The following is a 26,201-nucleotide window of genomic DNA, read 5'->3' as shown; positions in this document are numbered from 1 at the left end:
GCGACGCGCCCCGGGTCGCGCCCCTCAGACGGGGAAGGCGAGCTGGTCGACGAAGCGGTCGTTGAAGTCGGGGCGGTCCGAGAGCTCGACATAGCGCACCTCCTCGAGCAGCGCGTCGGCACCGGCCCGCTCCCGGGCCGACAGCAGCACCATCTTCGCGCCCTCCCCCGCGACGTTGCCGGCCGAGACGATGCGCAGCACCGACAGCTTCGGCACGAGCCCGATGCGGACCGCGGACGACGGCGAGAGGTAGGACCCGAACGAGCCGGCGAGCAGCACCTGCTGCACCTCGGACGCCTCGAGCCCGAGCTCCTCGAGCAGCAGCGACCAGCCGGTCGAGATGGCCGCCTTCGCGAACTGCAGCTCGCGGACGTCCCTCTGCGAGAGGTAGACCGACTCCTCGACGGGCGCGTCGGCGGAGTGCCGGTGCAGGACGAAGACCCGCTCCCCCTCGCGCACCGTCGCCATCCGGTCGGCGAGCACCGGCGCGAGCTCGGCGGCGCGCTCGTCGGTGACGAACCGGCCCGAGGAGTCGAGCAGGCCGACGCGGGCGAGCTCGGCGACCGCGTCGACGAGCCCCGACCCGCACACCCCGCGGGCCTCGACGTCGCCGATGACCCCGAGCGCGACCGCGAGCGAGGGGTCTTCCGCCTCGGGGTCGAGCCGGACGACCTCCACCGCCCCGTCGGCCGCGCGCATCCCGCAGCGGATGGCGCCGCCCTCGAACGCCGGCCCGGCGGGTGCGGCGGTCGTGACGATGCGCTCACCGTCGGTCAGCGCGATCTCGCAGTTCGTGCCGACGTCGACGAACAGCCGGACCCGCTTGTCGCGGTCGAGGCCGCTGGCGAGCATCCCGGCGACGATGTCGCCGCCGACGTAGGCACCGAGGGCCGGGAAGACGACGGCGCGCGCGCCCGGGTGCAGCGTGAGCCCGAGGTCGGACGCCAGCAGCACCGGCCAGTCGGCGGTCGCCTGGACGAAGGGCGCGACGCCCAGCGGCTCGGGGTCGACGCCGAGCAGGAGCGCGGTCATCGTCGCGTTGCCGGCGAGGGCCACCTCGTAGACGCCGGCCGGGTCGACGCCGCCCTCCTCGCACACCTCGGCGGCGAGCCCGGCGAGGGTCTCGCGGGCGAGCGCGGTGAGGCGGGGCAGCGCCTGCGGGTCCATCATCGTCGCGCTGATCCGGGTGATGACGTCGCCGCCGAACGGCTGCTGCCGGTTGAGCACCGACGACACCGCGACCGGCGTCCCCGTCTCGAGGTCGAGCAGCGTCGCGACGACCGTCGTCGTGCCGAGGTCGTAGGCGATGGCGTGCCGCCGCCCCGTCGTGTCACCGGGCTCGACGTCGACCAGCGTCTCGTCGACGACGACCGCCGTCACCTTGAAGTCGTTCTGCCGCAGCACGACCGGCAGCCGGCGCAGCGCGTACAGGTCGGGATTCAGGGTGAGGTCGTCGACGGCGTCGCGCAGCCGCGCGAGGTCGGTGCGCTGGTCGGCGAGCGTCGGCTCGGTCAGCTCGACGTAGCGCTTCTGCACCGACGGCCGCAGGATGACCTGCCGGCCGACGCCGACGGTCGAGGCCTTGGGCCGGGTGACGAGCGGCGGCACCTCGACGTCGAGGTCGTGCGTCGCGCGGACGAGGCACGCGAGGCGCCAGCCGTCGTGGATCTGGTCGGCCGTGAAGGTCCGCCCGTCGTGCCGGGTCACCGGCGCCGTGCCGCGGGTGAGCCGGACCCGGCACTTGCGGCAGGTCCCGTGCCCGCCGCAGGTCGAGTCCACGGCGATGCCGTTCCACGACGCCGCGTCGAACACCGACACCCCCGGCGGCACACGGACGACGCGCTCGGCCGGGCTGAAGGACAACGTGACCCGGCCGGCTCCGGCGAGCTCGGTGTCGTCGACGTCGGGGGTCAGCGGTGCGGGCGGCTCGAGCAGCCCCTCGCGTCGCAGGCCCTCGACGACGTCCTCGAAGGGCTGGTCCGGCCCGCGCTCGCCCGTCACGCCGTTCCGGCGGCCGCGGCCTCCGCCGCCTGCCTGGCCCGGTGCGCGCCGATCCACGACATGCCCCACTCGTCGTTGCCGAGGAGGAGGTCAGAGGCCCGCACCGCGTCGACGACGTGCGGCGTGCGCGCGTCCATGATGGCGCTCGTCATCCCCGCCGACATCGCGAGCGGCAGCCAGGCCGCGTTGATGGCGTGCCGGCCCGGCATCCCGAAGCTGACGTTCGAGGCGCCGCACGTCGTGTTGAGGCCCCACCGCTCGCGGATGCCACGGATGACCTCGAGCGTCGTCCGACCTACCGTCGAGTCGGCGCCGATCGGCATGGCGAGCGGGTCGATGACGATGTCCTCGATCGCGATGCCGTACTCCTGCGTCGCGACCCGGACGATCTTCTCGGTGAGGGCGAGGCGCTTCTCGGCCTCCATCGGGATCTCGTCCTCGTCGTTCGGCAGCGCGACGATGGCGGCGTCGTACTTCTTGACGAGCGGCAGGATGGCCGCCATCCGGTCGTCCTCGGCGGTGATCGAGTTGACGAGCGCGCGACCTTGGTAGACCGACAGGCCCGCCTCGAGCGCCTCGACCACCGAGGAGTCGATGCACACCGGCAGGTCGGTCAGCGACTGCACGAGCTGGATCGCCTTGGTCAGCAGCTCCGCCTCGTCGGTGAGCGGCACGCCCATGTTGATGTCGAGCACGTCGGCGCCGCCCGCGACCTGCGCCGCGACGTCCTTGGCGATGATCGAGAGGTCGCCCTCGCGCAGCGCGGCCTGGAAGACCGGCCGGCCGGTCGGGTTGATCCGCTCGCCGATGACGCAGAACGGCTTGTCCGCGCCGATGACGACCTCCTTGGTCGCCGACCGGAGGACGGTGTGCCGCAGCGGGGCGCTCACGCGGGCACCTGCGAACGACGCGCGGCGAGAAGGGCCTTGGCACGCTTGACCGTGGCCGAGGCGTCCGCGGCGTAGCCGTCGGCTCCGACCGCGTCGGCGTACTCCTGGGTGACCGGCGCGCCGCCGACCATGACGATGACCGAGTCGCGCATCCCCGCCTTCTCCAGGGCGTTGATGTTCGCCTTGAACATCGGCATCGTCGTCGTGAGGAACGCCGAGAAGCCGACGATGTCCGGCTGGTGCTCGTCGATCGCGGCGACGAACTTCTCGGGGGCGACCTGCACCCCGAGGTCGATCACCTCGAAGCCGGCTCCCTCGAGCATGATGTTGACGAGGTTCTTGCCGATGTCGTGGACGTCGCCCTTGACCGTGCCCATGAGGAACTTGCCGATCGTCTCGACGCCGGTGTCGGCGAGCAGCGGGCGCAGCACCTCCATCGAGCCGGCCATCGCCCGGCCGGCGATGAGCATCTCGGGCACGAAGAAGTCGCCGCGCTCGAAGCGCGCGCCGACCTCCTCGAGCGCCGGGATGAGCGCGTCGAAGAGCAGCGTGCCGGGGGCCATCTGCATCCCGAGCGCCTGGTGGGTGAGGTCGAGCACCGCCGGGCCGTTGCCGACGAGCGTCTCGTCGTAGAGGCCCTTGAGGATGTCGTCGGGTGTCATGCCGCTCCTTCGTGTGGGTGGTGCTCGAGCCGGGCGGACAGGGCCGCGGCGTGGGTGGCGACGAGGGCGCCGGTCGACGCGAGGTCGCCGACGAGGCGGGACGTCGGGCCGGAGATGCCGAGGGCGGCGACGACCGACCCGCGGTGGCGCACCGGCGCCGCGACACCGGTGAGCCCGGGCTCGAGCTCGTCGACGGTCGTCGCGTAGCCGGCGCGGCGGATGCCGGGCAGCTGCGCGGCGAGCTCGGCGCCGCTGGTCACGGCGTCCGGGGCCGGCGGGTCGAGGGGGCCGGTGGGCACGGGCAGCGCGCCGTGGGCGTAGAGGACCTTGCCGAGCGCGGAGGCGTGGGCGGGCACGTCGGTGCCGACCCAGTCGCGCGAGCCCAGGTAGTACGAGGAGTCGACCTGCGCCACCTGCACGACCGTGCCCCGGCGCGGCACACCGAGGTTCACCGTCTCGCCGGTGATCTCGCCGAGCTCGCGCATCGTCGGGCCGGCGACCTCCGCGAGCACCTCGTCGCCGGTGCGCCGGGTCGCGTAGAGGTCGAACAGCGGGCCGGGGGCCCACGAGCCGGTGTCGTCCCGCGCGAGCAGGTCGGCCCGCTCCAGCGCCGCGAGCAGCCGCGAGGTGGTCGAGCGCGCGAGCCCCGTCGAGTCCGCGAGCGCCGCGGCCGTCAGCCCCCCGTCGGCGTGGACCACCCGGGCGACGAGGTCGGCGGCCCGGTCGATCGACTGGGTCCCGGTGGTCGGGGGCGGGGTCGGCACGGGGGGGTCCTCTCGCAGGGCGGCGGCGACCGTCTGCCGCCGCTCACGATGTGGGCCTTGTGCGCCCACATGATGAGGCTAGGATGTGGCGCGGCTCACCGTCAACGCTCGTCCTGCCCTGTGGAGGCCCACGCGCATGTTCACGAACCGGATGCCGCGCTACGAGATCCTCTCCGCGGACGCGATGGCGCAGCTGGACGCCGGCTGGCGGCGGCTCGTCACCGAGATCGGGGTCGAGTTCATGAGCGAGCGGGCTCTCGAGCTGTTCCGGCAGGCCGGCCAGCGGGTCGAGGAGAACACCGTCTTCCTCGACCCCGAGTTCGTCCTCGAGCAGGTGGCGAAGGCGCCGCGCGAGTTCGACGTCCAGGCGCGCAACGCCGAGCGGAGCATCCACATCGGCGGCGACTCGATGGCCTTCGGCGCCGTGTACGGGCCGCCGTTCGTCCGCGAGGGCGAGACGCGCCGCGACGGCACGCTCGAGGACTACCGCAACTTCGCCCGCCTCTCGCAGTCGTTCTCGGTGCTCGACTCCGCGGGCGGCGTGGTCTGCGAGCCCAACGACGCGCCGCTCGACTCGCGCCACCTCGACATGACCTACGCCCTGATGACGATCACCGACAAGGTGTTCATGGGCAACGTCGTCTCCGGCGAGAACGCCCGCGACGTCATCGCGATGTCCGAGATCCTCTTCGGCGGGCGCGAGGCCATCGAGCGGACGCCGGTCAGCATCAGCCTCGTCAACTGCAACAGCCCGCTGCGCTGGGACGACCGGATGCTCGACGCGCTCTTCGAGTACGCCGCGGCCGCGCAGCCCGTCGTCCTCACGCCGTTCATCCTCATGGGGGCGATGTCGCCGGTCACCATCCCGGCGGCGCTCGTCCAGCAGATCGCCGAGGCGCTGTCGGGCATCGCCCTCGCGCAGCTCATCCGCCCGGGCTGCCCGGTCATCTTCGGCTCGTTCCTCTCGAACATCGACATGCAGTCGGGCTCACCGACGTTCGGCACGCCCGAGTCGGGCATCGGCCTGCTGTGCACCGGTCAGATCGCCCGCCACTTCAACCTGCCGTTCCGCACCGGTGGCGGTCTCACCTCGTCGCAGGTGCCGGACGCGCAGGCCGGCTACGAGGCCCTGATGACGCTGCTCCCGACCTTCCTCGCGGGCACGAACTGGGTGATGCACAGCGCCGGCTGGCTCGAGGGCGGCCTCGTCGCGGGCTTCGAGAAGTTCGTCATCGACTGCCAGATCGTCGAGATGCTCCAGCACGAGTTCACGCCCCTCGAGATCGACGAGGGCTCGCTCGGCTTCGACGCCCACCAGGAGGTCGGGCACGGCGGGCACTTCCTCGGCTCGATGCACACGATGGAGCGCTTCCGGACCTGCTTCTACCGGCCGTTCCTCAACTCCTCGGAGAACTACGAGCGCTGGATGCGCAACGGGGCGCAGGACACGGCGACGCGCGCACAGGCGATCTGGCGCAAGCGCCTCGAGGAGTACGAGCAGCCAACGCTCGACGAGGCCGTGCGCGCCGAGCTCGAGGAGTACGTCGTGCGGCGCCGGCGCGAGCTCGGCGACTGACCCGGGGGCCGTCGGCGAGGGTTGCGCCCTTCGCTACCGTTGCGCCATGCGCACCACCTCGCGGGACGCCGGCTCGACCGTCCAGTCCGTCGACCGGGCCGTCACCATCCTCGAGCTGCTGGCCCTGCACGGCGAGGCCGGGACGACGCAGCTGGCCCGCGAGCTCGGGGTGCACAAGTCGACGGCCAGCCGGCTCGTCGCCGCGCTCGAGCGGCGACGGCTCGTCGAGCAGGTCGAGGAGCGGGGCCGCTACCGGCTCGGCGTCGGCGTGCTCAAGCTCGCCGGGGCCACCAACGCCCGGCTCGACCTCGCGAAGGAGGCCCGCCCGGTCGTGCGGCGCCTGGCCTCCGAGACCGGCGAGACGGTCAACCTCGCGGTGCTCTCGGGCGGCGCCGCGCTCTACGTCGACCAGGTGTCGGGCTCCTCCACCCTCTCGTCGTACAACTGGGTCGGCCAGCACATCCCGATCCACGCGACGAGCAACGGCAAGGTCCTCGTCAGCGAGCAGCACGACCCCGAGCTGACCCGCACCCTCGGCGAGCTCACGCCGTACACGCCCTCGACCGTCACCGACCGTGCGGTGCTCGACGCCCAGCTCGCCGAGGTCCGCGAGCGCGGGTGGGCCCTCGCGACCGACGAGCTCGACGTCGGCCTCACCGCCCTGGCCGCGCCCGTCCGCGACGCCCACGGCGACGTCGTCGCGTCGATCAGCGTCTCCGGGCCGACCTTCCGCTTCGGCGCCGACCGGGTCGACGAGCTCGTCCCGCTGCTCCTCGCCGCGACCGAGGAGGCGTCGGCCCGGATCGCCCACCAGCCCGTGGAGCGCTGAGCGAACCTGAGGACGCCGGGGACCACCCGCAGGAATGGTCCTTGACCGCGGCGACCCCTGAGCGCCATCCTGTTGCGCAGAACACGCGGTGTTGCACATCGCGCAACTCTGCGGAGGTGGAGCGTGACGGACCTGGCCGTGAGCAGCAGGACGACATCCGCGACGGACGCGACCTCGGCCGCCCTCTCCGTCCGGGGCCTGTGGAAGGTCTTCGGACCGAACGCCGACAAGCTCCTCGGCACCCCCGACCTCGAGCTGTCCCGGCAGGAGCTGCAGGCCAAGAGCGGGCACGTCATCGGCGTGCGCGACGTCTCGTTCGACGTCGCCCCCGGCGAGGTGTTCGTCGTCATGGGGCTGTCCGGCTCGGGCAAGTCGACGCTCGTGCGGCTCCTCACCCGCCTCATCGAGCCGACGGCCGGCACGGTCGTCCTCGACGGCGAGGACCTCACGGGGATGGGCGAGGACCAGCTGCGCGAGATCCGCCGCCGCAAGGTGTCGATGGTCTTCCAGCACTTCGGCCTGCTCCCCCACCGCAAGGTCATCGACAACATCGCCTTCGGCCTCGAGATCCGCGGCGAGGAGAAGTCGGGCCGCCGCTCGCGCGCCCAGGAGATGGTCGACCTCGTCGGCCTCACCGGCTACGAGCTCAACTACCCCGACCAGCTCTCCGGCGGGATGCAGCAGCGCGTCGGCCTCGCCCGCGCCCTCGCCGGCGACCCGGCGGTGCTGATGTTCGACGAGCCGTTCAGCGCGCTCGACCCGCTGATCCGCCGCGACATGCAGAAGGAGGTCATCCGGCTGCACCACGAGGTCGGCAAGACGATGGTCTTCATCACCCACGACCTCGACGAGGCGCTCAAGCTCGGCGACCGCATCCTCATCATGCGCGACGGCGAGATCGTCCAGGTCGGCGCCCCGGACGAGATCATCGGCGCCCCCGCCGACGACTACGTCCGCGACTTCACCGCCGAGGTGCCGAAGTCGCACGTGCTGACCCTGCGCTGGGTCATGCGCCCGCCGGGCTCGGCCGACGAGGGCGCCGGCGCCCCGGCCCTGCCGGACACGACGGTGGTCCGGGAGGCCGCGCGCGCGGTCCTGGCGGCCGACGGGCCGGTGCGCGTCGTCGACGCGAGCGGCGCGGTCGTCGGGGTCGTCGACGACGAGGACATCCTCCGGGTCGTCGTCGTCGAGCAGCACGCCCCGGCCGGCGCGCGGTGACCACGACCCTGGAGCCGGCCCGTCCGGCCCCGACGAAGGAGGCGCAGCCCGTCGCCGAGCGCGCGACCTCGCGCCGCACCGGGCGCAAGCTGCTGGCCGTCCTCGCCCTCTGGGTCCTCGCGTGGGCCACCCTGCGCGGCCGGCAGACCCTCGAGCTGGCCAACGCCGACACGACCGGCCTGCACGACTGGTTCAACGACGTCCGCGACCGGGTGCAGCTCCTCGGGCAGGACAACTGGTTCTTCCACGGCGTGCTCGGGACGATCGCGAGCGGGCTCGACACGTTCGTCGGCGTGCTCCAGGAGCACCTCAGCTCGGTGACGCCGGGCGACTGGCTCGGCTGGTTCGGCGTGCTGCTGCTCGCCGCCTGGGTCACCTACGCGCTCGCCGGGCTGCGCTCGACGCTCCTCGTGACCGTCGTCCTGCTCTTCCTCGGTCTCGCCGGCCTCTGGACCGACGGCATCGACACCCTCATCGTCACCATCGTCGCGGTCGTCATCTGCATGGTCGTCGGGCTGCCGCTCGGCATCGCGATGTCGCGCAGCCGGCGCACCTCGGCGGTCGTCACCCCGGTGCTCGACGCGATGCAGACGATGCCGTCGTTCGCCTACCTCACGCCGATCGCGCTGTTCTTCGGGATCGGCCCGGCGTGCGCCATCGTCCTCACGCTCGTCTACGCGCTGCCGCCGCTGGTCCGCATCACGGAGCACGGGCTGAACTCGGTCGCGGAGAACACCGTCGAGGCCGGCCGCTCGCTCGGGGTGACGAAGGGCCAGCTGCTGCGGCAGGTCCAGCTGCCGATGGCCAAGCGCACGATCGTCGTCGGCATCAACCAGTGCACGATGGCGGCGCTGTCGATGGCGACCATCGCGGCGCTCGTCAACGGCCCCGGCCTCGGCAAGCCGGTCATCGCCGCCCTGCAGACCCTCAACGTCGGCGCCGCCGCGGTGGCGGGCCTCGGCATCGTCCTCATCGCGATCATGCTCGACCGCACGACGACCGCGGCGAGCGAGCGCTCCTCCCCCGCGGGCCAGCGGGTCGCGGCCGTCGGCTCCCCCGGCATCTTCGGCGGGCGCACCCTCGTCCTCGAGAAGCTGCCCCGCTGGGCCACCGAGGAGGGCGGGCGCGGCACCGACCGCCGCTTCCTCACCTCGAGCGGCCGGCGGCTCGTCCTCGCCGTGCTCCTGCTGCCCGTCCTCGTCGGGGCCTACTACTCGACCCGCTACCTCCAGCTCTCGCAGTTCCCCGACCTCTCCGGCGTCCCGGTCCTCGGCGAGCTGACCGCGGGCCCCCTCGGCGGGCACATCAACGACCTGACGAACGCCGTCGTCGACGCGATCTCCGGCGTGACCAACGGGTTCAAGGACCTCGTGACGGCCGTGATGCTCAACCCGCTGCAGTCGCTGATGTCCGACCTGCCGTGGTGGGTCATGGCCCTCGTGCTGCTCGCCGTCGCCTACCTCCTCGGCGGCTGGCGGCCCACCGTCGTCACCCTCGTCTGCGAGGCCGTCGTCCTCGGCACCGGCCTCTGGTACGACGCGATGGTCACCCTGACGATGACCCTCGTGGCGACGGTCATCGTCATGCTCGTCGCCGTCGTGCTCGGCGTCGCGATGGGTCGGGGGCGCCGGGCGGACACCGTCATCCGGCCCTTCCTCGACGGCTTCCAGACCATCCCCGCGTTCGTCTACCTGGTGCCGGCGCTCGCGCTCTTCGCCGCCACCCGCTTCACGGCGATCATGGCCGCCGTCGCCTACGCGGTGCCGATCGCGACCAAGCTCGTCGCCGACGGCGTGCGCGGCGTCTCGCCGGCCACCGTCGAGGCCGCCCGCTCCACCGGCATCACCCGGTGGCAGATGATCTCCAAGGTCCAGCTGCCGATGGCCCGCGAGGCCCTCGTGCTCGCGACCAACCAGGGCCTGCTCTACGTCCTGTCGATGGTCGTCATCGGCGGGATGGTCGGCGGCGGCAGCCTCGGCTACCTCATCGTCCAGGGCTTCGTCCAGGGCCAGCTCTTCGGCAAGGGCCTGGCCGCCGGCATCGCCATCACCGCGCTCGGGATCATGCTCGACCGCATCGCCCGCCACGCCGCCGCCCGGTTCGGCCGATGAGCCGGGCACCCCACCACGACCCGCGGACGACCGCGGACAGGAGAGAGGTCCAGCCCATGGCACGAGCAACCCACCGGACCGCGCTGGTCGCGGCCACCGCCGCCCTCGCCCTCGGGCTGAGTGCCTGCGGCGGCGGCAACATCGAGCAGCCGAGCGCCTCCGGGTCCGCCGGCGGGGGCGGCAAGGAGTGCGGCGACCTGCGCATCGCCGTCAACCCGTGGACGGGGTACGTGAGCAACGCCCACGTCATCGGCTACGTCGCGCAGACCAAGCTCGGCTGCAAGGTCACCTACCCCGACGTCAAGGAGGAGGTCGGCTGGCAGGGCATGGCCTCCGGGTCGATCGACACCATCGTCGAGAACTGGGGCCACGCCGACCTCACGAAGAAGTACGTCGACGAGCAGAAGACCGTCGAGGACGCCGGCCTCACCGGCAACCAGGGGATCATCGGCTGGTACGTGCCGCCGTGGATGGCCGAGAAGTACCCGGACATCACCGACTGGAAGAACCTCAACAAGTACGCGTCGATGTTCAAGACGTCCGAGTCCGGCGGCAAGGGCCAGCTCCTCGACGGCGACCCCTCCTACGTGACCAACGACGAGGCGCTCGTCACGAACCTGAAGCTCGACTACAAGGTCGTCACCGGTGGCTCGGAGGCCGCGCTCATCACGAGCTTCCGGCAGGCCGAGAAGAACAAGACGCCGCTGCTGGCGTACTTCTACGACCCGCAGTGGTTCTTCTCCGAGATGAAGCTCGTCAAGGTCAACCTCCCGGAGTACACCGACGGCTGCGACGCCGACGCCAAGAAGGTCGCCTGCGACTACCCGCCCTACGCGCTCAACAAGCTCATCGCGACGAAGTTCGCCGAGTCCGGTTCTCCCGCAGTGGACCTCATCAAGAAGTTCCAGTGGACCAACGACGACCAGAACGCCGTCTCGGAGATGATCGCCAACCAGAACATGAGTCCTGACGACGCGGCGAAGAAGTGGGTCGAGGCCAACCCCGACAAGGTCGCCGCCTGGCTGTCCTGACCCCCGTCCGACCCCGCCGTGCCGCGGCGCCCACCCGGGCGCCGCGGCACGCGGCCGTTGACGGACGACGTGATCCACCTCACACTGCTGCTGTTGTGCGATGCGCACAGCGTTCCGTCCAGCGCAACTGAGGGGCACGGCCATGGCGACGACGACACCACCCCCGCTGACCACCGAGCAGGCGCCGGAGCCGCCCCGGCACTCCCCCGTCGACAAGGTGGTCTTCGGGGTCGCGGCGACCCTCTCGCTGCTCTTCCTCGTCTACGGCGCGGTCGACGGCGAGGGCTTCGGCGAGACCGGCGGCAGCATCCTCGGCTGGATCACGACGAACTTCGGCTGGTTCTTCGTCCTGACCAGCGGCGGCTTCGTCGTCTTCAGCGCGTTCCTCGCCGTCAGCCGCTACGGCAACATCAAGCTCGGCCCGGACGACTCGGTGCCCGAGTTCTCGACCTTCTCGTGGGTCTCGATGATGTTCGCGACCGGCATGGGCATCGGGCTGATGTTCTACGGCGTCGCGGAGCCGCTCACCCACCTCAACACGCCACCGCTCGGGCTCGCCGAGCCGGGCAGCGACGAGGCCGCGCACCTCGCGATGGAGTACACGTTCTTCCACTGGGGCTTCCACCCGTGGTCGATGTACGCCGTCATCGGGCTGACCATCGCCTACTTCGCCTACCGCAAGGGCTCGGGCAACCTCATCAGCGCGGCGTTCCGGCCGCTGCTCGGCGACCGCGTCGACGGCGCCGCCGGCAAGGGCATCGACACCCTCGCCGTCCTCGCGACCCTCTTCGGCTCGGCCACCTCGCTCGGCCTCGGGGCGCTGCAGATCACCGGCGGCCTCTCCGACGTCTTCTCGGGCCGGGAGTACGGCACGGCCGCCGCGGTCGCCGTCATCGCCGTCCTCACGCTCTGCTTCGTCGTCTCGGCGGTCAGCGGCATCGACCGCGGCATCAAGTGGCTCTCCAACGCCAACGCCGTCGCCGCCGCGCTGCTCGCCCTCTTCCTCTTCGTCGTCGGGCCGACCGTGTTCATCCTCTCGACCTTCACCGAGTCGATCGGCGGCTACCTGACGCACCTGCCGACGATGAGCTTCCGCACCGGCGTCTTCGGCGGCGGCGAGTGGCTCAACGGCTGGACGATCTTCTACTGGGCCTGGTGGGTGTCGTGGACCCCCTTCGTCGGGATGTTCATCGCCCGCATCTCCAAGGGCCGCACCATCCGCCAGTTCGTCGTCTTCGTCATCGCCATCCCCTCGCTCGTCTCGTTCGTCTGGTTCTCGATCCTCGGCGGCGCCGCCTTCGACCTCCAGCTGACCCAGGGCGAGGACATGAAGGCGCTCGTCGACTCCGGACTCGAGACAACGCTCTTCGGCACCCTGCGGGCCTACCCGCTCGCCACGGTCACCGTCGTGCTCGCCGTCTTCCTCATCGCCATCTTCTTCGTCACCGGCGCCGACTCGGCCTCGATCGTCATGGGGATGCTCAGCCAGGGCGGAGACGAGGAGCCCCGGCGCTCGCTCGTCGTCTTCTGGGGCGTCGCGACCGGCGCGGTCGCGACGGTCCTGCTCGTCACCGGCGGCGAGGACGGGCTCGGGGCGCTGCAGACGGGGGTCATCATCATCGGCTTCCCGTTCCTCATGGTGCTCATCGCGCTGTGCGTCTCGCTGTGGAAGGCGCTGCGGCAGGAGACCTTCGAGTCGACCCTCCAGGGGCCGATCCGGCGGCACCTGCGCGAGCACCCGGCGGCGCGCCAGGACGTCTGAGCCGGACGGCGGACGACCGGTTGGCACGGCGTCCGCCGTCTGCCATGCTGTGCGGACGTGTTGCACGATGAGCGCCGGGTTGCGCGATACGCACCACCGGCGTGACGGAAGGACCCCCCATGGCCGCTCTCCCCGCCTCCGCGCGCTGCGTCGTCATCGGCGCCGGCATCGTCGGGAACTCGCTCGTCCACCACCTCGCCGAGCTCGGGTGGACCGACATCGTCCAGCTCGACAAGGGACCCCTGCCGAACCCGGGCGGCTCCACGGGCCACGCGAGCAACTTCATCTTCCCCGTCGACCACTCGCGCGAGTTCGCCGACATCACGCTCGACTCGATGCGCCAGTACAAGGAGCTCGGGGTCTTCACCGAGTCCGGCGGGTACGAGGTCGCGCGCACCGAGGAGCGGATGGAGGAGCTGCGCCGCCGGATGAGCAGCGCGAAGGCGTGGGGCATCCCCGCCGAGCTCGTCACCCCCGAGCAGGTCGCCGAGAAGGTGCCCTTCCTCGACAAGGACGTCATCATCGGCGCCGCCTGGTTCCCGACCGTCGGCGTCGTCGACAGCCTCCGCGCCGGCACGATCATGCGCGAGCGCGCCGTCGAGCGCGGCGCCCTGACGACCGTCCCCAACGTCGAGGTGACCGGGATGGAGGTCGTCGACGGCCGCATCCGCGCGGTGGAGACCACCCAGGGCCGCATCGAGGCCGAGACCGTCGTCGTCGCCTGCGGCGTGTGGAGCCCGAAGATCGCCCGGATGGCCGGCGCGCACATCCCGCTGACCCCCGCGGTCCACCAGATGATCTCGGTCGGCCCCTGCGAGGTGCTCGCCGAGAAGCCCGGCGAGATCAGCTACCCGATCGTGCGCGACATGGACACGTTCTGCTACGAGCGCCAGCACGGCTCCGACATGGAGGTCGGCTCGTACGCGCACCGGGCGATCCTCTGGGACCCCGAGGACATCCCCTCGATCGAGCAGAGCAAGCTCTCCCCCACCGAGATGCCGTTCACCGAGGACGACTTCGACCCGCAGCTCGAGCAGGCCCTCGAGCTCATGCCCGAGCTGCTCGGCGACGAGCGGGCCGAGATCCGCTACGCCATCAACGGCCTGCTGTCGCTCACGCCGGACGGCTACCCGATCCTCGGCGAGACGCCCGAGGTCAAGGGCCTCTGGTCGTGCGCCGCGGTGTGGATCAAGGAGGGCCCGGGCACCGCCCGCGCGGTCGCCGAGTGGATGACCCACGGCAACCCCGAGATCGACCTGGGGCACAGCGACATCGCGCGCTTCCACCCGCACCAGAAGACGCGGGCGCACGTCAAGGCGCGCACGTCCGAGTCGTTCATCAAGACCTACGGCATCGTCCACCCCGCGGAGCAGTACGGCAGCAACCGCGACGTCCGCCTCGCGCCGATGCACGCCTCGCAGCAGGAGCTCGGCGCGGTCTTCTACGAGACCGCCGGCTGGGAGCGGCCGCACTGGTACACCTCGAACGCCGGGCTCGTCGAGAAGTTCGGCCCCGAGCAGACGATGCCACGCGAGCACGAGTGGGACGCGCGCTGGTGGTCGCCGATCATCAACGCCGAGCACCTGCAGATGCGCGAGGCGGCCGGGCTCGTCGACCTCTCCGCGTTCGCGATCTTCGACGTCGTCGGGCCGAGGGCGCTCGAGGCCGTGCAGCGGATCATCGTGGCGCAGGCCGACGTCCGCATCGGCCGGGTCGTCTACACCCCGGTGCTCGACGAGCGCGGCGGGTTCCGCTCCGACCTCACCGTGATGCGCCTCGCGCACGACCGGTTCCGGGTCGTCACCGGCGGCGCGCACGGCATGGCCGACAAGAAGTGGTTCGCCGACCGGATGCCCGAGGACGGCGGCGCGGTCGTCGTCGACCTCACCTCGAGCTGGACGACGATCGGCCTCTGGGGCCCGAAGGCCCTCGAGATCCTCTCCGGCCTCACCGACGCCGACGTCTCGCCCGGCGGCTTCGCCTTCGGCACCTGCCGCGAGATCGAGGTCGGGACGCTGTCGGTGCTCGCCTCGCGCATCTCGTACGTCGGCGAGTTCGGCTGGGAGCTCTACGTGCCCATCGAGGCGGGAGCCGCCCTGTGGCAGAGGCTCCTCGACGCCGGCACGCCCCTCGGGATGGTGCCCGTGGGCATCGGCGTCTACGGCACGACCGGCCGGATCGAGAAGGGCTACCGGGCCTACGGCTACGAGCTCGACACCGAGCGCACGCTGATGGAGACCGGCATGTCGCGGGCGAAGTGGAAGGAGCAGGACTTCGTCGGCAAGGACGCGGTGCTCGCGCAGGCCGACGCGGCCCCGAAGGCGGTCCTCTGCTCGCTCACCGTCGACGACCACACGTCGGCGTCCGGGGTGAAGCGCTACATGCTCGGCGGCGAGCCGGTCCTCACCCGCGAGGGTGACACGCTGACCGACGGCCACGGCCGCCACCCGTACGTGACGACGGCCGGCTCCGCCCCGAGCCTCGGCAAGCACGTGCTCATGGCCTTCCTCCCGCCGGAGGTCGCCACCGTCGGCACGCAGCTGGCCGTCTCGTACATGGAGGAGCTCTACCCCGTGACGGTCGCCGCGGCCGACGCGACCCCGCTCTTCGACCCCGAGAACCTGCGGATCCGGGGGCGGGCGTGACGAACGTCCTCGTCTGCGTCAAGCGCGTCCCCGACCCCACCGGCGAGGTCGTCCTCACGCCCGACGGGCTGCGCGTCGACGGCCGGTACGCCGGCTACACGACGAGCGCCCACGAGGAGGCCGCCGTCGCGCTGGCCGTCCAGGTCGCCGAGGCCTCGGGCGGCACCGTGACGGTGCTGTCGGTCGGCTTCGAGGACAGCCTCGAGCAGGTGCGCGCCGGCATCGCCGTCGGCGCCACCGACGGCGTGCTCGTCGAGGCCGACGCCGACCTCCTCGGCCCGGCCGACGTCGCCGAGGCCGTCGCGGAGGCCGTCCGGGCCCGCTCGGACGCGGGGACGACGTACGACCTCGTGCTCCTCGGCAACGACGCCGCCGACACCGGCGACTTCCAGGTCGGCGTGCGGCTGGCCTACCTCCTCGACCGTCCCGTCGTCGCGGGCGTGCAGACCGTCACCGTCGACGGCGACGTCGCCACCCTGCACGCCGAGGGGCCGGAGGGCACCGAGGTCTACGAGGTCGCCCTGCCCGCGGTCGTCACCGTCCTCGAGGGCGGCGTCTCGCCGAAGTACCCGAGCGTCATGGGGCGGATGCGCGCGAAGAAGGCCGAGGTCGAGCGGATGACGTGGTCGGGCACCCCCGGTGGGTCGGGCCGGGAGGCCCTCACCGTGCCCGAGGCGCCACCGAGCCAGGTCACCGTCCTCGGCGAGGGGCCGACCGCCGCGCCCGCCCTCGTCGCCGTCCTGCGCGAGCTCAAGGTGGTGCACTCGTGAGCGTCGTCGTCCTCGTCGAGGTCGAGGAGGGACGGGCCTCGCTCGTCTCCCGCGAGACCCTCGCCTTCGCCCGCTCCCTCGGCGCCGGCGACCTGCACGCCCTCGTCGTCGGGTCCGCGTCCGGGGCCGTCCTCGCCGACTGCCGCGAGGCCGGGGTCGTGGTCGTCCACGAGGCCGCCGACCCCGCGCTCGAGCGGTACGCCGCCGCGGCCTGGGCCGCGGCCGTCGAGACGGCCGGCCGGGCCGCCCGCGCGGACCTCGTGGTGGCCCCGGGCACCGGCCGCGGCAACGAGGTCCTCGCCCACGTCGCCGCCCGCCGCGGGCTGCGGATGGCCGCCAACGTCGTCGCCGTCGAGTCGCTCTCGCCGCTCGTCGTCCAGCGCCAGGTCGTCGGCGGCGCCGCCCTCGAGCGGGCGACGGTCCCGAGCCGGGTCCGGCTGCTGTCGATGGCCGGGCACGCCGTCGAGCCGACCCCCGCGGACGCTCCCGGCGAGGCGCGCGTGCAGCCGCTGGCCGTCGCCGTCGACCCCAAGGACCTGCGCGCGCAGGTCGTCCGGGTCGAGCGGCGCGAGCAGGGCGACAGCTCGGGGCTGACCGCGGCCAAGGTCGTCGTCGGCGCGGGGCGCGGCGCGGGCGGGCCGGACGGCTTCGCGGCCGTCGACGCCCTCGCCGAGCGCCTCGGCGGGGCCGTCGGTGTGTCGCGCGTCGTCACCTCGCTCGGCTGGCGCCCGCACCACGAGCAGGTCGGCCAGACCGGCTCGCGCATCGCGCCGGACCTCTACCTCGCCTGCGGCATCTCGGGGTCGATCCAGCACTGGGCGGGCTGCGCCTCCAGCCGGACGATCATCGCCGTCAACACCGACGCCGACGCCCCGATGGTGACCAAGGCCGACTACGCGGTGATCGGCGACATGCACGAGGTGCTGCCGGCCGTCCTCGAGGAGCTCGGCTGAGCGGGCGGGCGCCCTCAGTCCTCGAGCGCGGCCCAGTCCGCCTTCTCGGGCGCCGCGGCCTGCCCCTCGGGGCAGTGGGCCCGCAGGTCGCACCAGCCGCACAGCGGCCCGGTGACGGCGGGGAACATCGAGGACTCCGCCCCGTGGCGGGCGAAGTCGGCGTCGGCCCGGCGCGCGTCGCGCATGATCGAGCGTGCCCGCTCGACGTGCCGGCCGATCGACTCACCGGTGTGCTCGTGGGCGGCGACCGTGCCCGAGGGCACGTGGTGCAGCTCGACCCGGCGGACCGGGCGGCGGAACATCTTCCAGACGGCCGCGGCGTACAGGGCGAGCGGCAGCGAGGTGCGCGCGTCGTCGTCGGTCGAGACCTGGCGCGAGGTCTTGTAGTCGACGACGACGAGCTCGCCGTCTCGGTCGTCGAGCCGGTCGATGCGGCCCTGCACGCGCAGGTCGTCGCTGACGAACGACACCGTGCGCTCGATGCCGACGGGCCGCTGCTGCGGGCCGGAGCGCTCGAGGTAGGCGACGACCGCGTCCTGCATCCGGGCCCGCCAGCGAGCGGACTGGGCGGCGTCGCGGAAGCCGACGTCGATCCACGCCTTCTGCACCAGGCGCGCGCCGACCTGCGGGGTGCGCTCGGGCTGGTCCCACCAGTCGCGCAGGGCGTTGTGCACGGCGTTCCCGAGCGAGGTGTGGGCCCGCTGCGCCCGGGCCGGCGGGCGCGGGCGGTCGAGGTAGGCCAGGCGGTAGCGGCGCGGGCAGTCGAGGAAGGTGAGCAGCTTGCTCGGGCTGCCGCCCCACAGGGGCTCGGGCATGCCGGGGAACGCCGCCTGCTGCGGCTGCGCCCGCTCCCCCGTGCCCGTCACGGCACCGACGGTAGCCGGTGCCTCCGACGCGCCCGCAGGGCCGTCCCCAGGTGCTCCCGGCGGATGACACACTGAGCGCCTCATGGCCATCTCCTCCTTCGACCTGTTCTCCGTCGGCATCGGTCCCTCCAGCTCGCACACCGTGGGCCCGATGCGCGCCGCCCACACCTTCGTCACGGCGCTGCGCGAGGACGGCCTGCTCCCCCGCGTCGGCCGGGTCAAGGCCGAGCTCTTCGGCTCGCTCGGCGCCACCGGTCACGGCCACGGCTCGGTCAAGGCCGTGCTCCTCGGCCTCGAGGGCGAGGCGCCCGAGACCACCGACCCGCGCGCCGCCGAGAACCGCGTCGACGAGGTCCGTGCCGCGCGCACGCTGCACCTCGGCGGCAGCCACGACGTCACCTGCGACCCCGACGTCGACGTCGTCCTCCACCGCCGTGCGACCCTGCCCTTCCACTCCAACGGGATGCGCTTCACCGCGTGGGCCTCGGCCGACCCGGCCGAGGGCGAGGAGCCGCTGCGCACCCGCGAGTACTACTCGGTCGGCGGCGGCTTCGTCCTCGACCAGGACGAGGTCGGCCAGAACGAGATCGTCCCCGACCACACGCCCGTCCGGTACCCGTTCACCACCGGGGCGCAGCTGCTCGAGCGGTGCGCCGAGACCGGCCTGCCGATCAGCGGTGTCATGCTCGCCAACGAGCTCTCGTGGCGCACCGAGGCCGAGGTCCGTGCCGGGCTGCTGCACCTCTGGGAGGTGATGCAGGAGTGCGTCGACAACGGCTGCCGCACCGACGGCGTCCTCCCGGGCGGCCTGCGCGTCCAGCGCCGCGCGCCCCGGCTGGTGCGCCAGCTGCGCGGCGAGCACGCCGGCGACCCGCTCGCCGCGATGGACTGGGTCACCCTCTACGCGCTCGCCGTCAACGAGGAGAACGCCAGCGGCGGGCGCATCGTCACCGCTCCCACCAACGGCGCGGCGGGCATCATCCCGGCGGTCCTGCACTACTACACGCGCTTCGTGCCGGGTGCCGACGACGACGGGGTCGTGCGCTTCCTCCTGACCGCGGCCGCCATCGGCACGCTCTACAAGGAGAACGCCTCGATCTCCGGCGCCGAGGTCGGCTGCCAGGGCGAGGTCGGCTCGGCCTGCTCGATGGCGGCCGGCGCCCTCGCCGAGGTCCTCGGCGGCACCCCCGGCCAGGTCGAGAACGCGGCCGAGATCGGCATCGAGCACAACCTGGGGCTCACCTGCGACCCGGTCGGCGGGCTCGTCCAGATCCCGTGCATCGAGCGCAACGCCGTCGCCTCGGTCAAGGCCATCACCGCCGCCCGGCTCTCGCTGCGCGGCGACGGCCGCTCCGCCGTCGTCTCGCTCGACAAGGCGATCAAGACGATGCGCGACACCGGGCGCGACATGAAGGTCAAGTACAAGGAGACCGCGCGCGGCGGCCTCGCCGTCAACGTCATCGAGTGCTGAGCCCGGGCCACCTCTCCCTCCCCACCCGTCGAGTGAACAGAACACGCCGTCCGGACCGCTTGCCCGACGGCGTGTTCTGTTCGCTCGACGGGGTGCGCGCTCGCCTGACCTGCACTCCTTGACGGTCGGAGCGGTTCTCCGACAGGCTGGTCCATCCGTCCCCACCCCGACAGTCAGGACGACCATGGCCGACCTGTACCTCGACGGCGCCTGGGTCGGCGCCGCTGCCGGCGGTCGCCGGACCATCGTCTGCCCTGCCGACGGCACGACCGTCGGCGAGGTCGACGAGGCCGACGAGACCGACACCCTCGCGGCGATCGACGCCGCCCGCCGCGCGGCCGACGACGGCCGCTGGCGCGACACCCCACCGACCGAGCGGGCCGCCGCCCTCGGGCGCATCGCGGACCTCCTCGAGCGCGACACCGACGAGATCGCGCGCGCCGAGGCCCTCGACACCGGCAAGCGCTTCGAGGAGGCGAAGCTCGACGTCGCCGACGTCGTCAGCGTCTTCCGCTTCTACGCCGGCAAGGGCGAGGACGTCGAGCGCGTCCGCGAGGTCGACCCCGGCCAGCCGCACGTGCGCAGCCGCGTCCTCCGTGAGCCGATCGGCGTCTGCTCGCTCATCACGCCGTGGAACTACCCGCTGCTGCAGGCCAGCTGGAAGGTCGCACCATGCCTGCTCGCGGGCAGCACGTTCGTGCTCAAGCCGAGCGAGATCACGCCGCACTCGACGATCCTCATGGTCCGCGCGATCGAGGAGGCCGGCGTGCCGGCCGGCGTCGCCAACCTCGTCCTCGGCACCGGCCCCGGGTGCGCCGGCCCGATGTCCACCGACCCGCGCGTCGACCTCGTGTCGTTCACCGGCAGCCTCGCCGTCGGCAAGCACCTCATGAAGCAGGCAGCCGACACCGTCAAGCGGGTCGCCCTCGAGCTCGGCGGCAAGAACCCCAACATCGTGTTCGCCGACGCCGACCGCGAGGCCGCGATCGACAACGCGATGACGGCGGTCTTCCTCCACTCCGGCCAGGTCTGCTCGGCCGGCGCCCGGCTGCTCGTCGAGGAGTCCGTCGCGCAGGAGGTCGTCGACGCGATCGTCGAGCGCGCCGGGGCCATCCGGATGGGCCCGCCGTTCGACGAGGACGCGCAGACCGGGTCGCTGACCAGCGCCGAGCACCTGAAGAAGGTCGAGGACTACGTCGCGACCGGGATCGCCGAGGGCGCCCGGCTGCGCTGCGGCGGCGCCCGCCCCGACGACGAGCGGCTCGCGAGCGGCTACTACTACCTCCCCACCGTCCTCGACCGGTGCGACGTCGACATGCACGTCGTCCAGGAGGAGTCCTTCGGGCCGGTCCTCACGGTCGAGACCTTCCGCACCGAGGAGGAGGCGGTCCGCCTCGCCAACGCCACCCGCTACGGCCTCGCCGGCGCGGTGTGGACCGGCGACCCCGAGCGGGCCCGCCGCGTCGCCAGGGCACTGCGCCTCGGCACCGTGTGGGTCAACGACTACCACCCGTACGTCGCCCCCGCCGAGTGGGGCGGCCACAAGCAGTCCGGCATCGGCCGCGAGCTCGGCGAGCTCGGCCTCGAGGAGTACCAGGAGACCAAGCACGTGTGGGAGAACACCGAGCCGGCCCCGACGGGGTGGTTCTCATGAGCGTCCTCGACCGCGTCACCGACACCGCCCGGAGCCTGCGCGACCGGACCACGATGGCCGAGGTCCCCGACCAGGTCGACTACGTCGTCGTCGGCGGGGGCAGCGCCGGGTCCGTCCTCGCCAACCGCCTCTCGGCCGACCCCGGCACGAGCGTGCTCGTCCTCGAGGCCGGCCGCAACGACCTCAAGCTCGACCCGTTCATCCACATGCCGGCCGCGCTGCCCTTCCCCATCGGCAGCCGGTTCTACGACTGGAAGTACGAGTCCGAGCCCGAGCCGCACATGAACGGCCGGCGGATCTACCACGCGCGCGGCAAGGTCCTCGGTGGGTCGAGCTCGATCAACGGGATGATCTTCCAGCGCGGCAACCCCAAGGACTACGAGCGCTGGGGCGCCGACCCGGGGATGTCCGACTGGGACTACGCGCACTGCCTGCCGTACTTCAAGCGGATGGAGACCTGCCTCGCCGGCGCCGACACCTGGCGCGGCGGCGACGGACCCCTCGTCATGGAGCGCGGCCCGGCGACGAACCCCCTGTTCACGGCGTTCTTCGACGCCGCCGAGCAGGCCGGCTACCCGCGCACGAGCGACGTCAACGGCTACCGGCAGGAGGGGTTCGCGCCCTTCGACCGCAACGTCCACCGCGGCCGCCGCCTCTCCGCCGCGCGCGCCTACCTCCACCCGGTCATCGACCGCCCGAACCTCCATGTCCGCACCCTCGCGATGACGACGAAGGTGCTCTTCGAGGGCACCCGCGCGGTCGGGGTCGAGTACCTCGCGTTCGGTCGGAGGCACACGGTGCGCGCCGGCGAGGTCATCCTCTCCGGCGGCGCGATCAACACCCCGCAGCTGCTCCAGCTCTCGGGCGTCGGCGACCCCGAGCTGCTGCGGCCGCTCGGCATCGACGTCGTCTCCGGGCTGCGCGGGGTCGGCGAGCACCTCCAGGACCACCTCGAGGTGTACATCCAGCACGCCTGCACCCAGCCGGTCTCGATCGCACCGGGGCTCGCCTACAAGAACCGCCCGAAGCTCGCCGCCGAGTGGCTCTTCCTGCGCAAGGGCCTCGGGGCGACGAACCACTTCGAGGGCGGCGGCTTCGTCCGCAGCAACGACGACGTCGACTACCCGAACCTCATGTTCCACTTCCTGCCGATCGCGATCCGCTACGACGGCTCCAGCCCGGTCGAGGGCCACGGCTACCAGGTGCACATCGGCCCGATGTACTCCGACGCCCGCGGCTGGCTGCGCATCCGCAGCACCGACCCGCGGATGAAGCCGGCCATGCAGTTCAACTACCTCTCGACCGACCAGGACCGGCGCGAGTGGGTCGAGGCCATCCGCGTCTCGCGCGAGATCCTCGCCCAGCCGGCCTTCGCCCCCTACGACGGCGGCGAGATCTCGCCCGGGTCGAAGGTCGAGACCGACGAAGAGATCCTCGACTGGGTGCGCGCCGACGCCGAGACGGCCCTGCACCCCAGCTGCACCGCCCGGATGGGCACCGACGACCTGTCGGTGCTCGACCCGACGTCGATGCGCGTCCACGGCACCGAGGGTCTGCGCGTCGTCGACGCCAGCGCGATGCCGTACGTGACCAACGGCAACATCTACGCGCCGGTCGTCATGCTCGCCGAGAAGGCGGCCGACCTCATCACCGGGGCCACCCCGCTCCCGCCGTCGGACGCGCCCTGGTACGACCTGCGGGCCGGGAGCCCGCTCGACCCGCCGACGTCCTGACCGCCCCACCGAGGAGGACCCGATGAGCGCCGCCACCGACACCCCGCCGACCGACACCCCCGAGGCCGGGCCACCGGACGGCGGCGGCACGACGGGCCTCCTCGGCGGGCCACCGGTCCGGATGCCCGTCTTCGTCGCGTCCCTGACCGGCGTGCTCGTCGTCGCGCTCTGGGCGCTGGTCGCCCCGTCGTCCGCCGAGAGCGCCCTCGGCGCCCTCACCACGTGGGCGACCGAGTGGTTCGGGTGGTTCTACGTCCTGCTGGCCACGACGGTGCTCGGCTTCGTCGTCTGGCTCGGCCTCTCGCGCTACGGGCACGTGCGGCTCGGCCCGGACCACTCACGCCCCGAGTTCTCGACGTTCGCCTGGGCCTCGATGCTCTTCGCCGCCGGCATCGGCACGGACGTGATGTTCTACTCCGTCGTCGAGCCGGCGACCCAGTACATGGCGCCGCCCGCGGGCGGGCCGGCCCCCGAGAGCATCGAGGCCGCGCGCGACGCGACGGTGTGGACGCTCTTCCACTACGGCGTCACCGGCTGGGGCATGTACGCGCTGATGGGCCTGGCCCTCGGGTACTTCTGCTACCGCAAGAACCTGCCGCTGGCCGTCCGCTCGGCCCTCGCCCCGGTGCTCGGCAAGCGGATCGGCGGCCCGCTCGGCCACGCCGTCGACACCGCCGCGGTGCTCGGGACGATCTTCGGCGTCGCGACCTCCCTCGGCATCGGCGTGGTCTTCCTCAACGTCGGGCTCAACGTCCTCTTCGGTGTCGGCGTCGGCACCGGGGCGCAGATCGCCCTCGCTGCTCTCGCGGTCGTCATGGCGGCCGTCTCGGCGACGACGGGCGTCGACCGCGGCATCCGGTTCCTGTCGCAGCTCAACGTGCTCCTCGCCCTCGGCCTCGCGGCGTGGGTGCTCGTCACCGGCAACACCGGCCTCCTCCTCAACGGCGCGGTGGCCAACGTCGGCGACTTCCTGCGCACCTTCCCGGCCAAGACGATGGAGACCTTCCCGTTCGTCGACAACGCGACGTGGATGAGCACGTGGACCCTCTTCTTCTGGGCCTGGTGGGTCGCGTGGGCGTCGTTCGTCGGGCTCTTCCTCGCCCGGATCTCGCGCGGCCGGACCATCCGGCAGTTCGTCCTCGGCACGCTCGTCATCCCGTTCGCCTACATCGTCATGTGGATCTCGATCTTCGGGAACGCCGCGATCGAGCGGATCCGCGGCGGCGACACCACCTTCGCGCAGACCGCGCAGGACTTCACCGGTGTCGGCTTCTACGACCTGCTCTCGCAGTACCCGGCGGGCAAGGTCGTCATCGCGCTGGCGTTCTTCGTCGGGCTGCTCTTCTACGTCACCTCCGCCGACTCCGGCGCGCTCGTCATGGCCAACCTCACGAGCCGGCTCGGTGACCTCACCGAGGACGCGGCGGGCTGGCTGCGCATCACGTGGGCGGCCGCGACCGGCCTGCTGACCATCGCGATGCTCCTCGTCGGCGGCATCACCGCGCTGCAGTACGCGACGATCATCTTCGGCCTGCCCTTCGCCGTCGTGCTCGTGCTCGTCATGGTCGGGCTCGTGCGCGCCCTGCGCGTCGAGGGACGCCGGGCCGACAGCCGGACCCAGAGCATGTACGGCCTGCTCTCGGCGCGGGCCGCGACGACCCGCCGCGAGGACCGCGCGACCTCGTGGCGGGCGCGCGTGGCGCGGGCGACGAACTTCGTCGACCGCCGGGACGCCGTCCGGCACCTCGAAGGGGTCGTGGCCCCGGCGCTCGCCGAGGTCGGCGAGGAGCTGTGCCGCCACGAGGTCGAGACGACGTGCGAGGTCGACCTCGGGGGCACGGCCCCGTCGGTCACGCTGCGCACCCCGGCCGCCGAGCCGCCGTTCGTCTACCGCGTCGAGGTCGAGATGGCCCCGGTGCCGACCTACGGGGGTCGGATGGTCCAGAGCCGCGACTCCTACGCCCGCCTCGAGGTGCACCTCGCCGACGGCGGGCAGGGCTACGACGTCATGGGCTGGTCGGCGGCGCAGGTCATCCACGACTGCCTCGACCACTACGAGCGCCACCTCGAGTTCCTGCGGCTCGCGGAGCCGACCACCCCGGCCTGAGCGCCGCGGGCGGCCGGGCGTGACCGGCCGCGAGGAGCAGGGCCACCGCCGCGCCGGCGAGCCACGGCGCGGCGGGGTCCAGCCCGAGGAGCGCACCCCCGAGCAGCGGTGCGACGAGCGTCGCGACCCCCCACGAGAGGCCCTGGACCGTCATGACGGCGGCCTCGGCGCCGGGCACGGCGAGGCGGGACGCGACCGCCTGCTGGGTCCCGACGACCAGCGTCCCGGCGGCGCCCTCGAGCACCGCGCCGGTGACGAGCGCGGGCACGCCACCGACCGCCCACGCCGTGAGCGCCGCGCCGAGCAGCGCGAACCCGGCCGCGAGCACCCGGTGGGCCGGGGCGTCGACCTCGACCCGCGCGAGGACCCGGTGCGTGGCGACCGCCGACAGCGCGCCGGCCACGAGGAGCCAGGCGGTCGTCGACGGCGGGTGGCCGGCCCGCTCGACGGCCAGCGGGAGGACGAGCACGACGACCATGACGACGGTGGCCGAGACCGTGCACAGCCCGGCCCACCCGAGCACCGGCGGACGCAGCGCGGACCGCCAGGCGCGGGGCACCCGCGACGGCCGTGGCAGCGCGGGGAGGAGCAGCGCGACGAGCGCCGCGGCGAGGAGGCTGCTCGCGGCGTCGACGGCGAAGAGGGCACCGACGCCCCAGCGGGTGACGAGGGCGGCGAGCACGCCGGCGACGACCCCGGCCACCGAGAGGCTCGCCCAGAGCAGCGAGAAGCGCGAGGCCCGCCGCCCCGGCTCGACGCCCGCGACGACGGCGGTCTGGGTCGCCGGCTCGACGACCTCGTAGGCCAGGCCGAGGGCGACGACGCCCGCCCCGACGACGAGGAGGTCCTCCCCGGCCGCCACGACCGTCTGGGCCACCCCGGCCGCGGCCAACCCGGCGACGAGGGCGGCGCGCGGGCCCCACCGGGTCGTCACGACGCCCCCGAGGACCCGCGAGGGGATCGTCGCCGCGCCGAACAGCGCGAGGACGACCGAGGTCGTGCCGAGCGGCACCCCGAGGTCGCGCGTGAGCCGGACGCCGAGGAACCCCATCCCGGCGCCGCCGAGCCGGTTGACGACACGGGCGGCGACAAGGACGCCGATGACTGACGTAGGCTTCTTCAGCAGTGACACGCACGGGAGAGTAGGTACCTTCAGTC

Annotated in this window: 19 protein-coding genes; 13 read left to right on the top strand and 6 right to left on the bottom strand. The window is 72.8% G+C overall.

Translation table 11 applies throughout. The features are described from left to right. Positions 1-24: 24 nt before the first annotated feature. The 4 genes from J3473_RS18825 to J3473_RS18810 are packed head-to-tail and all read right to left on the bottom strand — an operon-like array spanning position 25 to position 4,317. Positions 25-2,001, bottom strand: a complete 1,977-nt coding sequence (locus tag J3473_RS18825; RefSeq protein ID WP_207025339.1) for an ASKHA domain-containing protein — start codon at positions 1,999-2,001, stop codon at positions 25-27. Continuing rightward, complete coding sequence (locus J3473_RS18820; protein WP_030529605.1) at positions 1,998-2,891, bottom strand: methyltetrahydrofolate--corrinoid methyltransferase; 894 nt, start codon at positions 2,889-2,891, stop codon at positions 1,998-2,000. Before J3473_RS18820 ends, J3473_RS18825 begins: the two co-directional genes overlap by 4 nt. After that, positions 2,888-3,553 carry a corrinoid protein gene (locus J3473_RS18815; protein ID WP_207025338.1) on the bottom strand — a complete coding sequence of 222 codons (666 nt, stop codon included), beginning with the start codon at positions 3,551-3,553 and terminating at the stop codon, positions 2,888-2,890. The genes J3473_RS18820 and J3473_RS18815 overlap by 4 nt, the downstream gene beginning before the upstream one ends. Continuing rightward, positions 3,550-4,317 carry an IclR family transcriptional regulator gene (locus tag J3473_RS18810; RefSeq protein WP_207025337.1) on the bottom strand — a complete coding sequence of 256 codons (768 nt, stop codon included), beginning with the start codon at positions 4,315-4,317 and terminating at the stop codon, positions 3,550-3,552. The genes J3473_RS18815 and J3473_RS18810 overlap by 4 nt, the downstream gene beginning before the upstream one ends. Positions 4,318-4,453: 136 nt before the next feature. Here J3473_RS18810 and J3473_RS18805 point away from each other — a divergent pair, with 136 nt between their 5' ends. From J3473_RS18805 to J3473_RS18765, 9 genes are all read left to right on the top strand, one after another. Continuing rightward, on the top strand, positions 4,454-5,893 hold the full coding sequence (locus tag J3473_RS18805) for a trimethylamine methyltransferase family protein (RefSeq protein ID WP_207025336.1): 1,440 nt from the start codon (positions 4,454-4,456) through the stop codon (positions 5,891-5,893). 46 nt (positions 5,894-5,939) lie between these two features. Then, positions 5,940-6,722 (top strand): IclR family transcriptional regulator, encoded by a 783-nt coding sequence (locus J3473_RS18800; RefSeq protein WP_207025335.1) that lies wholly within the window; start codon positions 5,940-5,942, stop codon positions 6,720-6,722. A gap of 138 nt (positions 6,723-6,860) precedes the next feature. Next, on the top strand, positions 6,861-7,940 hold the full coding sequence (locus tag J3473_RS18795) for a glycine betaine/L-proline ABC transporter ATP-binding protein (RefSeq protein ID WP_207025334.1): 1,080 nt from the start codon (positions 6,861-6,863) through the stop codon (positions 7,938-7,940). Continuing rightward, a complete protein-coding gene (locus tag J3473_RS18790; RefSeq protein ID WP_207025333.1) occupies positions 7,937-10,051 on the top strand; it encodes a proline/glycine betaine ABC transporter permease in 2,115 nt (704 codons plus the stop codon). Before J3473_RS18795 ends, J3473_RS18790 begins: the two co-directional genes overlap by 4 nt. 56 nt (positions 10,052-10,107) lie before the next feature. Further along, complete coding sequence (locus tag J3473_RS18785) at positions 10,108-11,082, top strand: ABC transporter substrate-binding protein (RefSeq protein WP_207025332.1); 975 nt, start codon at positions 10,108-10,110, stop codon at positions 11,080-11,082. 142 nt (positions 11,083-11,224) lie between these two features. Beyond that, the gene (locus J3473_RS18780; RefSeq protein WP_207025331.1) at positions 11,225-12,844 is read left to right on the top strand and encodes a BCCT family transporter; all 1,620 of its coding nucleotides are present in this window, start codon (positions 11,225-11,227) and stop codon (positions 12,842-12,844) included. Positions 12,845-12,963: 119 nt separating this feature from the next. Next, positions 12,964-15,489, top strand: coding sequence for an FAD-dependent oxidoreductase (locus J3473_RS18775; protein WP_207025330.1), 2,526 nt, complete (start codon positions 12,964-12,966; stop codon positions 15,487-15,489). Continuing rightward, positions 15,486-16,259: an electron transfer flavoprotein subunit beta/FixA family protein gene (locus J3473_RS18770; RefSeq protein WP_207025329.1), complete on the top strand. Its 774-nt coding sequence runs from the start codon at positions 15,486-15,488 to the stop codon at positions 16,257-16,259. The genes J3473_RS18775 and J3473_RS18770 overlap by 4 nt, the downstream gene beginning before the upstream one ends. Next, the gene (locus tag J3473_RS18765) at positions 16,256-17,212 is read left to right on the top strand and encodes an electron transfer flavoprotein subunit alpha/FixB family protein (RefSeq protein ID WP_207025328.1); all 957 of its coding nucleotides are present in this window, start codon (positions 16,256-16,258) and stop codon (positions 17,210-17,212) included. Before J3473_RS18770 ends, J3473_RS18765 begins: the two co-directional genes overlap by 4 nt. Before the next feature lie 14 nt (positions 17,213-17,226). Here J3473_RS18765 and J3473_RS18760 read toward each other — a convergent pair whose 3' ends face one another. Then, the gene (locus J3473_RS18760) at positions 17,227-18,078 is read right to left on the bottom strand and encodes a PD-(D/E)XK nuclease family protein (protein ID WP_242525965.1); all 852 of its coding nucleotides are present in this window, start codon (positions 18,076-18,078) and stop codon (positions 17,227-17,229) included. A gap of 82 nt (positions 18,079-18,160) precedes the next feature. On the opposite strand from J3473_RS18760, the gene J3473_RS18755 reads away from it, so the two are divergent. The 4 genes from J3473_RS18755 (at position 18,161) to betT (ending at position 25,043) form a co-directional block, all read left to right on the top strand. Continuing rightward, positions 18,161-19,549, top strand: a complete 1,389-nt coding sequence (locus J3473_RS18755; protein ID WP_207025327.1) for an L-serine ammonia-lyase — start codon at positions 18,161-18,163, stop codon at positions 19,547-19,549. Positions 19,550-19,733: 184 nt separating this feature from the next. Next, positions 19,734-21,203 carry an aldehyde dehydrogenase family protein gene (locus J3473_RS18750; RefSeq protein ID WP_207025326.1) on the top strand — a complete coding sequence of 490 codons (1,470 nt, stop codon included), beginning with the start codon at positions 19,734-19,736 and terminating at the stop codon, positions 21,201-21,203. Positions 21,204-21,256: 53 nt separating this feature from the next. Next, positions 21,257-22,936 (top strand): choline dehydrogenase, encoded by a 1,680-nt coding sequence (gene betA / locus J3473_RS18745; protein ID WP_207025355.1) that lies wholly within the window; start codon positions 21,257-21,259, stop codon positions 22,934-22,936. Between the two features lie 22 nt (positions 22,937-22,958). Continuing rightward, the gene (gene betT / locus J3473_RS18740) at positions 22,959-25,043 is read left to right on the top strand and encodes a choline BCCT transporter BetT (RefSeq protein WP_207025325.1); all 2,085 of its coding nucleotides are present in this window, start codon (positions 22,959-22,961) and stop codon (positions 25,041-25,043) included. Here betT and J3473_RS18735 read toward each other — a convergent pair. Then, a complete protein-coding gene (locus tag J3473_RS18735) occupies positions 24,967-26,175 on the bottom strand; it encodes an MFS transporter (protein ID WP_207025324.1) in 1,209 nt (402 codons plus the stop codon). The two genes, betT and J3473_RS18735, sit on opposite strands and share 77 nt — an antisense overlap. Between the last annotated feature and the right edge of the window lie 26 nt (positions 26,176-26,201).

The organism is Phycicoccus sp. DTK01 (assembly GCF_017312765.1).
GTDB lineage: Bacteria > Actinomycetota > Actinomycetes > Actinomycetales > Dermatophilaceae > Phycicoccus > Phycicoccus jejuensis.
This window is presented reverse-complemented; position numbering and strand designations above follow the sequence as displayed.